The 14378-nt window shown below is 67.2% G+C and carries 15 protein-coding genes and 1 pseudogene; 7 read left to right on the top strand and 9 right to left on the bottom strand.

What is annotated here, in order from left to right; genetic code table 11:
• Positions 1 to 1241, bottom strand: a 1241-nt coding sequence (locus tag I71_RS35195; RefSeq protein ID WP_244434007.1) for an asparagine synthase-related protein, incomplete at its 3' end; no start/stop codon positions are given.
• Here I71_RS35195 and I71_RS41100 point away from each other — a divergent pair.
• Positions 1240 to 1401: pseudogene (locus tag I71_RS41100) on the top strand (transposase); the annotation flags it as partial. The gene I71_RS35195 and the pseudogene I71_RS41100 overlap by 2 nt on opposite strands.
• Before the next feature lie 123 nt (positions 1402 to 1524).
• Here I71_RS41100 and I71_RS40070 read toward each other — a convergent pair.
• On the bottom strand, positions 1525 to 1686 hold the full coding sequence (locus tag I71_RS40070; protein WP_244434006.1) for a hypothetical protein: 162 nt from the start codon (positions 1684 to 1686) through the stop codon (positions 1525 to 1527).
• Positions 1687 to 2265: 579 nt separating this feature from the next.
• Between I71_RS40070 and I71_RS23500 the strand changes: the two genes are divergently transcribed.
• From I71_RS23500 to I71_RS23485, 4 genes are read left to right on the top strand one after another with little or no spacing between them, the layout of a single operon-like run.
• Positions 2266 to 2853 (top strand): phage tail protein, encoded by a 588-nt coding sequence (locus tag I71_RS23500; protein WP_042699105.1) that lies wholly within the window; start codon positions 2266 to 2268, stop codon positions 2851 to 2853.
• Positions 2854 to 2904: 51 nt separating this feature from the next.
• On the top strand, positions 2905 to 3444 hold the full coding sequence (locus I71_RS23495; RefSeq protein ID WP_042699104.1) for a phage tail protein: 540 nt from the start codon (positions 2905 to 2907) through the stop codon (positions 3442 to 3444).
• 27 nt (positions 3445 to 3471) lie between these two features.
• The gene (locus tag I71_RS23490; protein ID WP_042699102.1) at positions 3472 to 4053 is read left to right on the top strand and encodes a phage tail protein; all 582 of its coding nucleotides are present in this window, start codon (positions 3472 to 3474) and stop codon (positions 4051 to 4053) included.
• A 7-nt stretch (positions 4054 to 4060) separates the two neighbouring features.
• Positions 4061 to 4609, top strand: coding sequence for a GNAT family N-acetyltransferase (locus tag I71_RS23485; protein ID WP_049976294.1), 549 nt, complete (start codon positions 4061 to 4063; stop codon positions 4607 to 4609).
• Between the two features lie 62 nt (positions 4610 to 4671).
• Here I71_RS23485 and I71_RS23480 read toward each other — a convergent pair whose 3' ends face one another.
• From I71_RS23480 to I71_RS23455, 6 genes are all read right to left on the bottom strand, one after another.
• Entirely contained in the window at positions 4672 to 4968 is a 297-nt protein-coding gene (locus I71_RS23480) for a DUF6916 family protein (protein WP_042699100.1), read from the bottom strand.
• A 41-nt stretch (positions 4969 to 5009) separates the two neighbouring features.
• Positions 5010 to 5840, bottom strand: a complete 831-nt coding sequence (locus I71_RS23475) for a sulfotransferase domain-containing protein (protein ID WP_042699098.1) — start codon at positions 5838 to 5840, stop codon at positions 5010 to 5012.
• A 4-nt stretch (positions 5841 to 5844) separates the two neighbouring features.
• Positions 5845 to 6792, bottom strand: a complete 948-nt coding sequence (locus I71_RS23470; protein WP_042699096.1) for a hypothetical protein — start codon at positions 6790 to 6792, stop codon at positions 5845 to 5847.
• A gap of 116 nt (positions 6793 to 6908) precedes the next feature.
• Complete coding sequence (locus I71_RS23465) at positions 6909 to 7619, bottom strand: hypothetical protein (protein ID WP_148294342.1); 711 nt, start codon at positions 7617 to 7619, stop codon at positions 6909 to 6911.
• Positions 7600 to 9861, bottom strand: coding sequence for a polysaccharide biosynthesis tyrosine autokinase (locus tag I71_RS23460; RefSeq protein WP_083897363.1), 2262 nt, complete (start codon positions 9859 to 9861; stop codon positions 7600 to 7602). The genes I71_RS23465 and I71_RS23460 overlap by 20 nt, the downstream gene beginning before the upstream one ends.
• A gap of 23 nt (positions 9862 to 9884) precedes the next feature.
• Entirely contained in the window at positions 9885 to 10670 is a 786-nt protein-coding gene (locus I71_RS23455) for a metallophosphoesterase family protein (protein ID WP_244434005.1), read from the bottom strand.
• Between the two features lie 252 nt (positions 10671 to 10922).
• On the opposite strand from I71_RS23455, the gene I71_RS23450 reads away from it, so the two are divergent.
• Positions 10923 to 12338, top strand: coding sequence for an O-antigen ligase (locus I71_RS23450; RefSeq protein WP_083897359.1), 1416 nt, complete (start codon positions 10923 to 10925; stop codon positions 12336 to 12338).
• Positions 12339 to 12351: 13 nt separating this feature from the next.
• Here I71_RS23450 and I71_RS23445 read toward each other — a convergent pair whose 3' ends face one another.
• Entirely contained in the window at positions 12352 to 13128 is a 777-nt protein-coding gene (locus I71_RS23445) for an FkbM family methyltransferase (RefSeq protein ID WP_049976292.1), read from the bottom strand.
• A gap of 71 nt (positions 13129 to 13199) precedes the next feature.
• On the opposite strand from I71_RS23445, the gene I71_RS37670 reads away from it, so the two are divergent.
• Positions 13200 to 14375, top strand: a complete 1176-nt coding sequence (locus I71_RS37670) for a glycosyltransferase family 4 protein (protein WP_042699087.1) — start codon at positions 13200 to 13202, stop codon at positions 14373 to 14375.
• Positions 14376 to 14378 lie beyond the last annotated feature (3 nt).

Genomic DNA, 14378 nt, shown 5'->3' with positions numbered 1-14378 from the left:
GGGGAAAGGCGCGCAAATAGGGCATGGCGTTCCTGCCGTTGCTGGCGGCCAGCACCGCGTATGCAGGGTCGGGGGATATCCAGGAACCGTGGTTTCAAGGCCGCCGACAGGATGGACGCCGACAATGTGGCATTGCCGGAGCGCCCGATGAAAACCGTGCCCGCCCCCAGGCGGCGCGCCTGCCGCCAGCCGGCCGACATCCAGGTGGCGGCCATGAGATGGACGGGCGGACGGCCGCCCCAATGGAAACTGCTGCGCAGCAAGTCCTCCAGGGAGTCCAAACTGGCCGGCACCCCATGCGCGATGATGGAGGGATGAAGCCGGGCCGTCGCCTGGGCATGGTCCCATTCATCCTGGATTTGGCGCGAGCCGCACACAGGCAGAGGACTGGTGGGGTCTGGACGCACCGTGATGGTGTGCAGGGCGGTGGGGGACGTCAGCCGGGCCAGGGTGGTCGCGACGGCACCGGAATCCAGCCCTCCGGACAACATGGACACCGCAATGCCCTCACGGGGCAGCGCCTCTCTCACCACCTTGTCCAACAGCTCCCGGGCCGCTTCGACGTAATCCTCGTCCCGGCGCAGGCGCAGGCGCCGCGTCGGATCCAGCCGCCAATAGCGCGAGACCCGGCCCCCCGCCGTCGCCGTCCAATCCAGCGCATGTCCCGGCAACAGTTGCTTGACGCCACGGAAACATGTGTCCTGAAGATCGAGGGACGGGGTGAATGTGGCGCGCGCCACCATGGCGGGGTCAAGGACCCGGGGCACCAGGGGGTGCATGAACAAGGGGCTGGGAATATTGGCGAAAACGATTTGCTTGCCCAAATCGTGATAGAAAAGCGGACGACCGCCGGTCCGGTCGGTGGCAAGCAGCAGGCGGCGCTCGGCCCCATCCCACCAGGCCAGGGCGAAATCGCCATGCAGCCGGTTCAGCGCGTCGCGGCCCCAGCGCAGCAGGGCCGTGGCCGCCATCACAGTGTCCGCCGGCAAATCCCCAAACAGGTCGAGGGACCGCGCCAAATCCTCTCGATTGGCCAGCCAGCCTTCCAAGGCCAGGACATGGCGGCCGTTCGCACACACATACGGCGAGCCGCCTCCCGCGGCCACCCCCTGAACCACAAGATAGCCGTCATCGCGGTACTCGCCAACGCGGCGGACGCCCGGGTGGCTGCGCAACGCCATGGAATAACGCCCGGCGTCGACCGACGCGCCATCGCCACACACCCCAAAAACAACGGACATGCCGGCGTTCCTAAGCAAAGCTCTGGAGGCGGCCCAAACAGCACTGGCCGCCCGCATGCGCCGGCTGACCGTCGAGTGGTTGTCGCAGTACGCTCCAGACATGAACGACATCGAGACGGTCTGGCGCGATTTGAAACGGCATCGTCCGGCTCATCGGTTCTTTCGCTCTGCGCGATCGCCTGGAGCGCGCCATCCACACCGCGGCGTTCTCCCCCGACACGGACGCAACCGAGTGATCCGTTGGACAAGCCGCGCACTGCCCGGCCCGGAGCGGTTCCAATGGTCAGCTGTACGGATCCTGATCCGCGGTGCTGTCGGCGGTGACTTCGCCGTTGTTCAAGGTCCGCTCCAGCTCAAGGGTCTCAAAGCCGGGGCGTGACCAGATGGGCTTGCGTGGCGTCCGCTCCGCGGATGGTGCCATCGCTTCGGGGATGATTTCGTTCATAAGACCCATCCAATCATCAATTTCCACAAGCAATCGAGCGGTATTACCAAAAGGGGCGCCGGCACGCTCTCACAACCCGCGTCACTTTATACATGTTCCGGGTACCGCACAACTTCCGAGCACCGCTCACCGCAGCAATACCCGCCGCCATCCAGCTGTTCCTTGGGCCGTATCGTGAGTTATGCGACCCAAACACTGGGCGAAATGCGTGATTCATGAAAGGTCGGCCGATGCGACGCCATGTTTTGCGGGACGACCGGGGGGAAGCGGGTCCAGGAACCTCCGCCTGTCCGTCACGGGACCCGGAAGCCCCCACCGCGGCGGCGGTCGGCACAGTGCCAGGGCGCATAAAAAAGGGCGCCGACCAAACCATCAGGCTGCTCCCGCGGCGGGCTGACGACCAGGAGCCATGGTTGTCGTGGACATCTTGGGCAGATGAATACACTCAATGGTATGAATTGTTTTCAATAAAATCCATAAATTATAGTTCTTTGTAAAATTTGCACTTTACGCGCGCAAAGTGCCCGCTCTTTATCTACACCCGAGCATGAATCCCATCCGCAACAGGGAGGAAAAGGCATGGGCGACCATTACATAGGTGAAATACGGCTGTTCCCCTACGGCAACGGCAAGCCCCCCTCCGGATGGCAGGAATGCAACGGCCAGTTGCTTCCGATCCAGCAAAACCAGGCGCTGTACGCCCTGCTGGGCACGGCCTACGGCGGTGACGGCAAGACCACCTTCGGCCTGCCCGACCTGCGCGGACGGGCCATATTGGGGTACGGCGCCATGACCGACTCCATGCGGGCCCTGCCGCAGGGCAGCAACGTGAAATGCGGCGACAAGGGCGGAACCGAAACCGTGACGCTGACCGCGACCCAAGTTCCAGTGCATATCCATTCCGTCGTCGCCGACACCGATAACCTGTCGTCGCTGATCGCCGAGGCGGGCAGCGTTCCCGGCAAATCGACGAGACCCAGCAACGCCACCATCCCGGACGCCGCGCCCAACCTGTACGGCCCGCTGGTGAATGGCAAAATCCAAGCCTTGGTCGGGGCATCGATTGGAAGCGCCGGCGGCGGCGTTGCCCATGAGAACAGACAGCCATTCCTGCCGCTGATGTACTGCATCGCGGTGAACCAGGCCATCTTCCCACCCCGCAATTGACATCCGTCGCGGGTTCGTCACGGGAAAACACCAAAAACCAGGAGGCTGTCCATGGAACCCTATGTCGGCGAAATTCGTCTGCTCGCTGGAACGTTCGCGCCCGTCAACTGGCTGCTCTGTCAAGGGCAGACCGTTGCAATCGCACAATACCAGATGTTGTATTCCCTGTTGGGCACGGTATATGGCGGCGATGGCCGCACCACCTTCGGCATTCCCAATCTGTCCGCCCGCGTCCCCGTCGGCCGCTCCAACAGCGTACCTACCGGCTTGACCCAGAGCTACGTCATGGGCGCCGCCGGAGGCCAGGTTCAGGTCACCCTGAAGGGAGCCAATCTGCCAACCCACACGCACACGCTGTATGCCAGCACCGATCCGGCGACCACGACGACACCCAGCCCCGTCGTGGGATTCGCGGCGGCGACCGGTGGCTTCAACTATTACTCGACGGACAGCACCACCACGGCGGCGCCTGCCAATGAAATGATCTCAACCTGGGGCTATCCCGGCCCGGAAGCGCACAACAACATCATGCCCAGCATGGGGATAACCTACATCATCTCCACAATCGGCATTTATCCGGAATTCAACTGACCCGCCCGGGACTGAGGAGCGACCATCATGGCTGATGCCTTTTTCGGCGAAATCCGCGCCTTCGCCTTTTCTTACGCGCCACAGGACTGGGCCTTCTGCTGGGGGCAGCAATATCTGGTTCAGCAATTCCAGGCCTTGTACACCATCATCGGCACCCTGTACGGCGGTACGCCAAACGTCAATTTCAACGTTCCGGATTTGCGCGGGCGCGTCACGGCGGGCACCGGCTCCGTCTCCCCCACCCCGCCACCCAATGGCTCCTTGATCTATAACATAGCCACCGTGGAAGGCGTCAGCTCGGTCGCGATCACGCAGCACAACATGCCAGCTCACAACCATCAGGCGGTGGGCGGGCCGTCGAAGCAGGGCGTTACCAGCGGGCCGGTCCCCAACTCCTATGTCGGGGTGCCCCGCAAGGGAAATGTCGGCTATGACGGTTGGTCCCTGTACTCGAACGTGAAAAACGCCACCACCTTGTCCCAATCATCACTGTCATCCGCCTACGGGAACGCGGGTGGTGGGGCCGACCCGCACAGCAACATATCCCCCTATCTCGCCCTGAATTTCTGCATCTGCATGAACGGCGACGTCTATCCCACGAAGAACTGATGACCTCATGAACGCCACCACCGTCAGCGATGTCCGCGCGACGGTCCTGCCCCCCGTGCCGCCGGTTCTGGCGGCACGGGGATTGGGCCTGCGCCCGGAAACCGACCAGGATCAGGAATTCCTGCGCACCCTCTATGTCTCCGTCCGATGGGAGGAGCTGGCCCCGGCGGACTGGACGGACGATGCCAAAGTGGGCTTTCTCAGCCAGCAGTTCATTTTCCAGACGCGCCACTACAAGACACACTACGCCGGGGCCGCGTGGGGCATCATCACCGATGGGGGCGATCCGGTCGGCAGGCTTTATCTGCACCAGGGACCATCGGACCTGCGCATCGTCGACATTTCCCTGCTGCCCAGCCACCGGGGCCGGGGCATCGGGGCCGGGTTCATCCGCGCCGTGTTCGCCCAGGGGGCAGCGGCCGGAACCGGCGTCTCCATCCATGTGGAGATGTTCAATCATGCCGCCCGGCGCTTGTATGAGCGGCTGGGGTTCGTTCAGACCGGGGACGACACGGGCGTGCACCGTCGCATGGACTGGTTTCCGCCGTCCACCTGAGCTCCGTCGGGGGAGCGCCGCCGTTCCCCCTGGCCGGAAACCGGGATTCGGCGGCGTCCGGTTCAGTTGAAGATGACCTGATACAGGAATTCCCCGGTCTCGGGGTCATCGCCCACCGGCACCACGAACACCTCCAACCGGCCCAGCGTCTGGTTCTCCAGCACGTATGTACCCTGGGGACACATGACACGCGGCGTCCCCTTGAGATACAGGGAGAAAGGCTGGGGCAGACCGGGCGGGGGCGTGCGGCTCCGGCCCAGCCGCACCTCGACCAGGGTCAGGGGCAGGGTTGGCCCGGTGCCCGCCTGGATGGTGAAGGCGCTTCCCTCGACGGTCTTGGCGGCTTCATAGGTCAACATCGAATCCTCCCTTGTCGTTGTATCGGGGGTGCATCCCGCTGTCAGAGATAGCCCAGCCGGGCCATCGCCGGCCCATGGTCCTGAACGATGCGATCGGCCTGGGCGGTGCTCAAGGTCTCGCGCCAGCCACCGGCCACACCGCGGCGGAAGAAGGCCCGGCCCCGCCGCTGGCCCAAATCGAAGCCATGGGCTTCCTCCTCCTGCCGCAGGCGCTCGAATCGCGTGGCCGCCACGGCGCCCGTCACGGCGGCGTCCGGGGCGGCGATGCCGCAATGGGCGGCCACCTGCGCCAGCTCCCCCGCCGGATCCGCCAGGAGACGTTCATAGGGCACGAGCAGGGGGGCGGGATCGGCCGCCAGCCAGCTGGCGACATGGCCGCTCCAGCTGTCCAAGCGTTGCTCGCACTGGTCTTTCCACCGGCCGGCCGTCGCGATGACCGCGCCGGGCCAAGCCAGGAAGGCGATGGCGTCGTCGAGGCTCGAACCGCTGTGATGCGCCCACGACACCGCGACGTCCCGGGGATCGCGCACCAGATAGACGCTGCCCAGCGTGACCTGCGGCGGGAACAGCGGGCGCCCGCCAGGGGTGTGTCCCCACCTGTCATGCACCTTGCGGAACTGTGGCTCCACCGTTGCCGCCGCCGTCACCAAGGCCAGGTCATGGCGCAGTTCGGCCTGTTCCGCCGGTGTCAGCTCACTGGAGTCCACGTCCAGGAACAGGTCCATGTCGGGGATGGCGCCAGCGGCACCGGCGAATCCCATCGTCCTGGTGAAGTCGGGCGGCGCGCCACCGTTGAGGAGGCTGGCCAGCATCAGCCGCATCCAGGTGTTGCCCGATTTCGGGTAGGACGCGATCCAGTAGAACCCGCCCATGGCCCTACCCTGCCAAGCCCGGAAGCAGGGCCTCCAGCTCGTCCCATTCGGCCGGCGTTTCGGGCCGCCGCAACGCGCGCAGCCCCCCGACGCTTCCCAAAAGGCGCAGAAACAGCGCCATCTGTTGCCCCTGGGTTCCCAGCCGAAGCATCAACCTCGGCCGGTACAGGACCATCTTGAGCCGTGCCAGCCCCTGCGTCCCCGGCAGCAGACGGATCCCGGCGGGCAGTTGCCGGCTCTTTTCCAACTGCACCAGGCCGGCCAGGGGCAGGGATGTGGCGCAGAAGCCCTCCTCCACCGGCAGATGATACTTGTCGAGCGACGCCCGCACCGCTCCCAGCCCGTCGACCGGGAGCCCCAGACGCTCCAGACTGTCGCGCCACAGCTTCACCCTGGGAAAGGCGGGCAACACCCTGGGGCCGCCGGGGGCGTTCATGTCCACCACGGTGACATCGTCGGCCAGCAGGGGATATCCCCGCGTCCAGAGCGTGGCCGCCAAGGTGGATTTCCCCACGCCGCTGTCCCCGGCGAAGGCCACCGCCTTGTCGCCCACCCGCACGCAACACGCATGCAGCGGCAGCAGACCGCGCCGATGACACACCATGGCGAACACGGTGCCGAACAGGAAGAGGCGGATTTCCGCGTCCTCGGCGCCTGGCGCCGGAGAGACGATCACCTCCCGCCCGTCGCTGGAAACGAGGTAGGCGCCGACGGCCGCCAAGGCGAAACGGCAGCGCCCATCCGGCGCCACTTGCACAAGGGGATGGATGACCGCCCCATCGTCAAGAGTGTCGGGCACCTCGCCCAGGCGGATGTCCAGATCGGCTGACCGGTCATCCCCCGTCCAGGGCGGCAATTCCGGCAGGGGCAGATCGCTCGTCACCCGCAAACCGCAGAGCTTGCGGTCGAGCCGGGGGGCGGCCAGGGAATCACGGGCGATAGCTGGAGTCATTGGGGACGAACCGGACACGTCATGAGTGTAGAGGCTCTCTTGTCGCGTCTCAATGACGCCATTTCAAGGCCAATGATCGGCGTCGGCACCCCACGCCGATCCCCAATCGGGCGATGCTATTTGCGGCCAAAGCGCCGGACATAGTCGGCGACCTCGGACTCGCTCAACTCTTCCAGGGCATGGGAGACGAAGGGTCCGGCCTTGGGCGTCTGGGCCAGGCGTGCGATCTTGTCCGGGGCCATGACCCAGGCCTTGCGCACCTGCCCGCGCAGCAGGGCTTCGGTTTCCGGCTCCATCAGCCCGATCAGCCTCAGCCCCATGTCGATGCGCCACAGCATCAGGTCGGGGTCGAAGGCGCCCGACAGCATGGACAGGCGCAAGGCCTGAACGGCCCCCGTCCGGTCGCCCGCCTTCTCACGCAAGGCGGCAAGCACCGCCCAGCCATATGGCTGCACCGGTCCCAGCGACAGTCCGTGCGCGATGGCCTCGCCGGCGGCGGCGATCAGCCGGTCATGCTCCGGTCCCGGCGGGGTGGCATCGGCCTGCCGGACCAGCAGAATCCCGCGCTCGGTCTCCCGCTCGGCGGACTCTTCCCAACGCCCGGCGCTTTCACGACTGTCTGCGGCCCGCTCGATCTCGGTCCGGTCCGGCGTCCGCCCGGCCGCAAGCTCCCAAAGAACATCCTGGCTGTCGGCCGTCAGCACCCCGGCGATCAGCTGCGGCAGGCCCAGGGCGAGCAGCAGGCAGCCGAGAAGCCCGGCGGCAGCGGCGGCCGCGGGCGACGGCCGGTGGCGCACGGGAGCGGCGTCACTCCGCGTAATATTCACGGTAGCGTCCATAATATTGGCCGTAATCGCCATAGCCATAGCGGGAATGCTTGCGCTGATTCACCTGTGACAGCACCAGGCCCGATGGCGGGGCACCGGCGCTGCGCAGCAGCTTCAGCCCATTGCGCACCGCGTCGCGCGGCGTGGCGTTCCACCGCACCAGATAGATGACGCGGTCGACGAGCGGAGCGATCAGCCGGCCGTCGGACACCGCCAGCACCGGAGCCGTGTCGATGATGATGCGGTCGTAGCGGGGCAGCAGATCGCGCAGGAACGCCTCCATCGCCGGCCCCTTGATCAGTTCGGCGGTGTTCGTCTCCTGCCCCGCCGGCAGAACGTCGAGGGTCCCGGCGGCCCCATGCTGAACCACATCGTCGAAGGCGGCGCTTCCGCTCAGCACCTGCACGAGACCGCGGCTGCCGTCGATCCCGATCGCGTTGTGAAGCCGGGGCCGATGAATGTCCGCGTCGATCAGCAGGACGCGCTTTTCCGCCTTCGAGAACAGGAGCGCCAGGCAGAGCGATACGAAGGTCTTGCCTTCCTTCGGTATCGACGAGGTCACCATGATGACCTTGCTGTCGCCCAGCGCGCCGATGGTGATCGCGGTGCGCAGGCTGCGCACCGCATCGGCCAGGGCGGAGCGCGGCTTGCGCAGCAGCTCCTCCACGAGGTTGAGCTTGCGGTTGCGCTGCAGGGGGATCATGCCGAGCACAGGCAGCCCGGTCAGATCCTCGGCTTCGTCGCTGGAGCGGATCGCCGTGTCCAGGCGGTCGAGCAGGAAGACCAGACCCACGCCGAACAGCAGGGCCAGCAGACCGACGATCTGCAGCGTCCGTATCTCGCGGGGGTAGGATTTGGCGACCGGCAGGTCGGCGGGCGAGACGATCCGGGCATTGGCCCGCTGCATCCGCTCCTGTTCGGCCTCGCGCTTGAACCGGGTGAGGAAGGACTCATAGAGCGAGCGGGTCGCTTCTGACTGCCGCTCCAGTTCGCGCAGCCGGATTTCCGCTTCTCCCGCCGTGTTGGCCTGCTGCCGGACGCCGTCGAGCTGGCGTTCCAGCGACTTCACGCCGGCCGCCGCCACCTCCACGTCGTTGGCGAAGGAGGAGGAGATCTTTTCGACCTCCACACCGATCGTTCCACGGACACCGTTCAGCTCGGCGCGCAGTCCGACCAGCCGCGGGTGGCGGTCGCCGTAAATCTTCAGGGCGTCCGACATCTCGCGCAGCAGACTCGATTCCTGTTCCCGCAGCCGCTGGATCAGCGGGGACTGCAGCACATCCGTCGTCGATTCCGCACTTCCGCGCGACCGCAGCACGGAGCGCGCCTGATCCAGCCGCGCCTGCTTCTGCGCCAGATCGGACCGGGCGATGACCAGGCGGGAGTTGAGTTCCGACAGCTGCTGGTCGGTCAGGGTGACCTGACGGTCTCCCTTGCGGCGCAATCCGTTCTGCGAGCGGAACTCCTCGACGGCGCTTTCCGCAGCGACCACGTCGCGGCGCAGAACCTCCAGCCGCTCGCCCAGCCAGCCGGAGACGCGCCGGGCATCCTCAAAACCGGCCTCCAGCCGGTCGAGCAGATACATCTCGGCGACGGTGTTGGCGATCAGCGCCGCCTTCTCGCGGTTTTCCGACGTGAAGGAAACGACGACGATGTAGGAGCGCCGTTGCGCCTGGACGTCGAGCCCGCGGCCGAAGGCGCGGACCACCTGCGCCTTGGCCATCTCGGACGCCGCCATCGGGCTGAGCGCCGATCCAGGCGGGGCGGAGGACAGCCAGCCGGGCGGCAGCCACGACAGTGGGTTGAGCGCAGCCAGGATGTCGGACAGCGGACGCGCCGGCCGCAGGGTGGCGTTGAATTCCGGATCGTCTTCGAGATGCAGCTTGTCCACAACCCGCCGGGCGAGCGTGGAGGAGGTGATCAGCGCCGCTTCGGTCTGCACGATGCTGTCGCTCATGAAGGAGCGCACCGACCGGTCGGCAAGCGGATCGCGCACGTCGGGCGCTTCGATCAGAACCCTGGTCTCGGCGGTATAGCGCGGCGGGGTCTGCTTGAGCAGCAGAATGGTCGGGACAATGGCCAGGATCAGGCAGGCCAGCACCAGATGCTTGCCACGCCAGACCACCCGCCAGGCCCAGCGCACGCGCTGCCGGAGATCGTCCTGGAAACCGTCGGGGCCGGTCCCGGCGTCGGCCGTTCGCCCCGCCCACCGCCGGGTCGGGCCGTCCGAAGGCGAAGTCATCGGCAGTGTGCCCCGCTCGTCCATTACGTCCTTGCCTGAATCAGGCATTGCCGATCCTCCTCAAGCACAAGCGCCGTCAGGACGCCTGTGACATACGCCCCTGTGTCGATGCCGATCCTGTTCTGACGAATCTCCGGCTCGTCCACCATGGTGTGGCCGTGTACGATGACCTTGCCGTGCGGCCGTGAATCGGACAGGAACGGTTCGCGAATCCACAGCAGATCGGCCGGCTTCTGCCGGTCGATCGACCGGCCGGGACGGATGCCGGCATGGACGAACGCATAGTCGCCGAACACCGCCATCGGCTTCAGGGAGTCGAGGAACAGCTGGTGGTGGTCGGGCAGCGCCTCCAGGAAGCGGGCGCGCAAATCCTCGCACCGGCCGCGGTCCCGGATGCCGGCGGAGGCGCGCACGCCGTAGCTCGCCAGCGTTTCGATCCCGCCATAATCCAGCCAGTCCGCCGCCGATGCCGGCCGTTTCAGGAAATCCAGCAGAACGGCTTCGTGATTGCCCAGCAGGAAATGGCAGGACACACCGTCCAGGACCGTGCCGCACAGCCGCTCGACCACCGCGCGGCTGTCGTCGCCCCGGTCGACATAGTCGCCGAGGAAGACCAGCACGGTGTCCAGTCCCGCCGCACGCGCGCCGGCCGCATCCTCGCCGATCCGCTCCAGCAATTCATCCAGCGCACGTTTGTGCCCGTGTATATCGCCTACGGCATAGAGGCGCAGACCGTCCGGCAGGCGGGGCGATGGCTTCGGCGATAAAGTCCGGCGCGCGCCGGGAACCCATTCCTTCCAGCGTCTCAACCACATCGTTCCATACCGTTCGGACCATCCGCGCCGTACCGTGCCATGCAATGTGCAATAACACTTTTGGGGGGACATGGGATAGAGCCTCTACACCGCTTTGGATGGCTTGGCAGGTGACAAGACCGGGCCGCCGGCCATCCATGGCCGTTTCGGCGATACCGGCCGCCGGAACGCGCCTCGGGGTTGATCGATTCTGTTCACTCACACCGAAGGTGGATACACTCCGCCATCCTTCAGGTTTTCACCGACATGGGTCGCATGGCCGTCAACACCCTTCTCTTCAGGCTGCTGGTTGCCGTCGTGCTGCTGGCCCCGCTGCCCCTGGGCAGCAATCGTCCCTGGTCATCGAGCCTTCTGGCGGTGTCCGTCGGGGGGCTGCTGGCCGTCTGGGCGGTCCGTGCGGCAACGGGGCGGGTTCCGACACCGGTGCCGCCAGCCCTGTTGTTGCCCGTCTGCCTGCCCTATGCCCTGGTTCTGGGCTGGGCCGCCCTGCAGACCGCGCCCGTCATGCCGCCGTCCCTGTGGCACCCGATGTGGGCGGAAGCCGGCCCGGTGCTGGCGGGCGGCGCCCAAGGCGCCTCTGCGAGGGGGATGATCAGCGCCGATCCGACGATGACCTGGACCGCACTTCTGCGGCTCGCCTGCCATGGCGGCATCTTCTGGCTGGCGGTGCAGTTCGGTCGTGACCGCGGTCGGGCCCGCGAGGCGGTGATCGCCCTGTGCATCGCCGGTACCGTTTACGCGGCCTACGGGCTGACGGTCCATCTGGCAGGATGGGAAAGCATCCTCTGGCTGAAGAAATGGGCTTATTCCGGCGACCTGACCGCCACCTTCGTCAACCGCAACGCCTATGGCGCCTATGCCGGTCTCGGCGTGCTGTGCTGCATCGGGCTGTTCGTCAACGCGCTGCGCCCACGGCATGCCGGGCAGGGCCGCGGCGCCTACGATCTGGTCGAAACCCTGCTGGTGCATGCCCTGCCCTATCTGGCCTGCGGGCTGGTGATCGGCACCGCGCTGCTGCTGTCGCATTCACGCGGCGCCTTCCTGTCCACCGGCCTGGCCCTGGGCGCCCTGCTGATCCTGCTGGCGGCGGCGGGCATGGTGCCGCGCCGCATGGCCCTGCCGCTGGTCGGCGCCGTGGCGCTGGTCGCCCTGGTGACGGTGAGCGCCAGCGGCGATACGACGATCACCCGTCTCGCCGAACAGACGTCGGCGGAGCAGGATGCCGGACGCACCAACGTCTATCGGCTGACGATGGACGCCATCGCCGACGCTCCCTACACCGGGATGGGGTTGGGGACCTTCAAGCCGGCCTTCCGCATGTACCGCGACACCACGCTGCCGGAGCCCCTGGTGTGGGAGTTCGCGCACAATGTGCCGTTGGAACTGGCGATGGATCTGGGCGTGCCCGCGGCGGCGCTGCTCGGCCTGTGCTTCGCCGTCATCGCCGGCATGTGCCTGCGCGGGCTGATGGTCCGGCGGCGCGACCGCCTCTATCCGGCACTGGCGGTCGCGTCGATGGTCCTGCTGGGTGCGCACGGACTGGTGGATTTCAGCGTGCAGATGCCGGCGGTGGCCGCCACCTTCGCCCTGCTGCTCGGTCTCGGTGTCTCGCAGTCCTGGAACACGCGGGCGCTGGAACCGGCCTCCGCCGGCGACCGATAGGGCCGGGCGTCGGTCAGGATGGCTGCGCCCCGGGCGGAGACGGGCGGCTCAGCAGCAGGTCCGCCTGGACGATCCGGCCGTCCCGGCCGGACGAGCAGCCGCCGATGCCCGCAAGCACGAAGCCGCAGGCCTGCAGATGGCCGACAATGGCGGCGGCCAAGGGCTGTCCGTCGTAAAGAGGAGTGAAGGACACTTCGACATAGACATGCTCGACCACGGACAGCAGCCGCCCGGCCCCCTCCAGCGCCGCCAGTTCCCCGCCCTGCACGTCGAGCTTCAGCAGAACCGGCCTTGCCAACCCCTCGGCCATGATTTCGGAATCGAGCGTGCGGACCGGAACCGGAACCGCCGCCACCGCATCGGTACCCGGCGCGAAGCGCAGCTGTCCCGCCCCGATCGGCAGCAAGGACGAATTGTCCGCCCGCCGCGAGATGTGGAGGATCGCCTCGCCGTTGCCGGCGCCGACCGCGCAGCGATGCACCTGCACCCTGGGATTGCCGGCGAACAGCCGGGACAGGACCGATGCCGAAGACGCGAGCGGTTCGAAGGCATGGACGGCCGCCTCCGGCTGCAGCGCCGTCATCAGCAAGGAGAACTGCCCGACATTGGCGCCGACGTCGATCACCGTCGCCACCTTCAGCCCGTTCAATGCCGGCAGGCTTTCCAGCGACGCCGCCACGCCGAAACGCAGGCCCCGGCGGAACTCCCGCCGCCTCAGCAGCCGCGTCAGTTTCCAAATCCGTCGGAGCGTCCGTCTCACCCTGGTCAGGCCCATCCTGTTGCCCGGCATTGCCAGGACCGGGACGGTTGCCAGTCCAGGCGCGCTCGCCTACGATTGCCGCTCTCTTCTCACGAATCGATATGAAGAACCAGCTCAATCAACCGCGGGTCGCGATTGTCGTCACCCATATTGCTCCGGCGGCAGGCTATGGGGGGATCGCGGAAGCGACCGCGAGGGTCGCCGAAGCCTGGGCGGCGGCGGGACACCCCTTTTCCCTGTGCGCGAGCGACGCCTCGGACGGCACGCCGCCGCTGCGTTCCGCCGACGTCGGATTGCCCGCGGCGATCCCGGTCCATCTCTACCATGCGCAGCTGTGGCGGCGGTGGGGGCTGGGCGCCGGCGCCATCCCGGCGATTCTGCGGGCCTGCCGCCGGGCCGAGGCGGTTTATGTCAGCGGCGTCGGCACATGGCCGACCAGCCTGGCCGGGCTGGCCTGCCGGCTGTTCCGCCGGCCCTTCGTGGTCGCGGTCCATGGCGGCCTGATGCCGGGACATGTCGACCACATCCGCCGCAGCAAACCTTTGAAATGGCTGTTCTACCGTTGGATCACGCTGCCGACCCTGGCGGCGGCGCAGGCGGTCCATGCGACCAGCAGGGTGGAGGCCGACGGGGTACGGGCCTTGCTGCCGGCGGTGCCCGTGACGGTGCTGCCGAACGCCATCGATCTGACCGACTGGCCGGTCCTGCCGCCGCGTCCCCCGGACGGCGGACTGGTGATCGGCTATGTCGGGCGGCTGTCGCCTGAAAAGGGCATTCTTCCCTTCCTGAGGGTATGGCTCGACACCCGGCGGCCCGGCGACCGCCTGCTGATCGCCGGCAGCGGCGGCGGCACCTATGCGGCCGAGCTGGTCCGGCTGGCCGCCACCGCCGGAAAGGCGGTGGAGTTGCGCGGCTATCTCAAGCCCGACGGCGTGCGCAGGCTGCTGGCCGAGTGCGACGCCGTCGTTCTGCCGTCCGGTCTGGGCGACGGCGGGCTGCGCGAGAATTTCGGCAACGTGGTGGTCGAGGCCATGGCCTGCGGCCGGCCGGTGCTGGCGACCCGGGGCATGGCTTGGGACGATCTGGAAGAGACCGGCGCCGGCCTCGTCTTTTCCCCGGACGGGGCGGGAGCCCGGGAGATCCTGCAGCGGACCCAGAGCCTTGCGCCCGAACGGCTCGTGGCGATGGGGCTTGCCGGGCGGCGGCTGGCCGAGAGCTGGTTCGCCGTGGCTCCGGTCGCCGACCGGCTGTGGCGGCTGGTCGCCGGCAGGGACTGAGGC

It is taken from the genome of Azospirillum sp. B506, assembly GCF_000333595.1.
Classification (GTDB): Bacteria; Pseudomonadota; Alphaproteobacteria; order Azospirillales; family Azospirillaceae; genus Azospirillum.
Note: the sequence above shows the minus strand (reverse complement) of the source record. Positions and strands in the feature narration are given on the sequence as shown.

Coding starts and splice junctions, on each gene's coding strand:
- I71_RS23495 (WP_042699104.1), top strand. CDS start 2,905: ATGGAACCCTATGTCGGCGAAATTCGTCTGCTCGCTGGAACGTTCGCG.
- I71_RS23490 (WP_042699102.1), top strand. CDS start 3,472: ATGGCTGATGCCTTTTTCGGCGAAATCCGCGCCTTCGCCTTTTCTTAC.
- I71_RS23445 (WP_049976292.1), bottom strand. CDS start 13,128: ATGCCGGGCAACAGGATGGGCCTGACCAGGGTGAGACGGACGCTCCGA.
- I71_RS23470 (WP_042699096.1), bottom strand. CDS start 6,792: ATGACTCCAGCTATCGCCCGTGATTCCCTGGCCGCCCCCCGGCTCGAC.
- I71_RS37670 (WP_042699087.1), top strand. CDS start 13,200: ATGAAGAACCAGCTCAATCAACCGCGGGTCGCGATTGTCGTCACCCAT.
- I71_RS23460 (WP_083897363.1), bottom strand. CDS start 9,861: ATGACTTCGCCTTCGGACGGCCCGACCCGGCGGTGGGCGGGGCGAACG.
- I71_RS40070 (WP_244434006.1), bottom strand. CDS start 1,686: ATGAACGAAATCATCCCCGAAGCGATGGCACCATCCGCGGAGCGGACG.
- I71_RS23475 (WP_042699098.1), bottom strand. CDS start 5,840: ATGGGCGGGTTCTACTGGATCGCGTCCTACCCGAAATCGGGCAACACC.
- I71_RS23500 (WP_042699105.1), top strand. CDS start 2,266: ATGGGCGACCATTACATAGGTGAAATACGGCTGTTCCCCTACGGCAAC.
- I71_RS23450 (WP_083897359.1), top strand. CDS start 10,923: ATGGGTCGCATGGCCGTCAACACCCTTCTCTTCAGGCTGCTGGTTGCC.
- I71_RS23480 (WP_042699100.1), bottom strand. CDS start 4,968: ATGTTGACCTATGAAGCCGCCAAGACCGTCGAGGGAAGCGCCTTCACC.
- I71_RS23485 (WP_049976294.1), top strand. CDS start 4,061: ATGAACGCCACCACCGTCAGCGATGTCCGCGCGACGGTCCTGCCCCCC.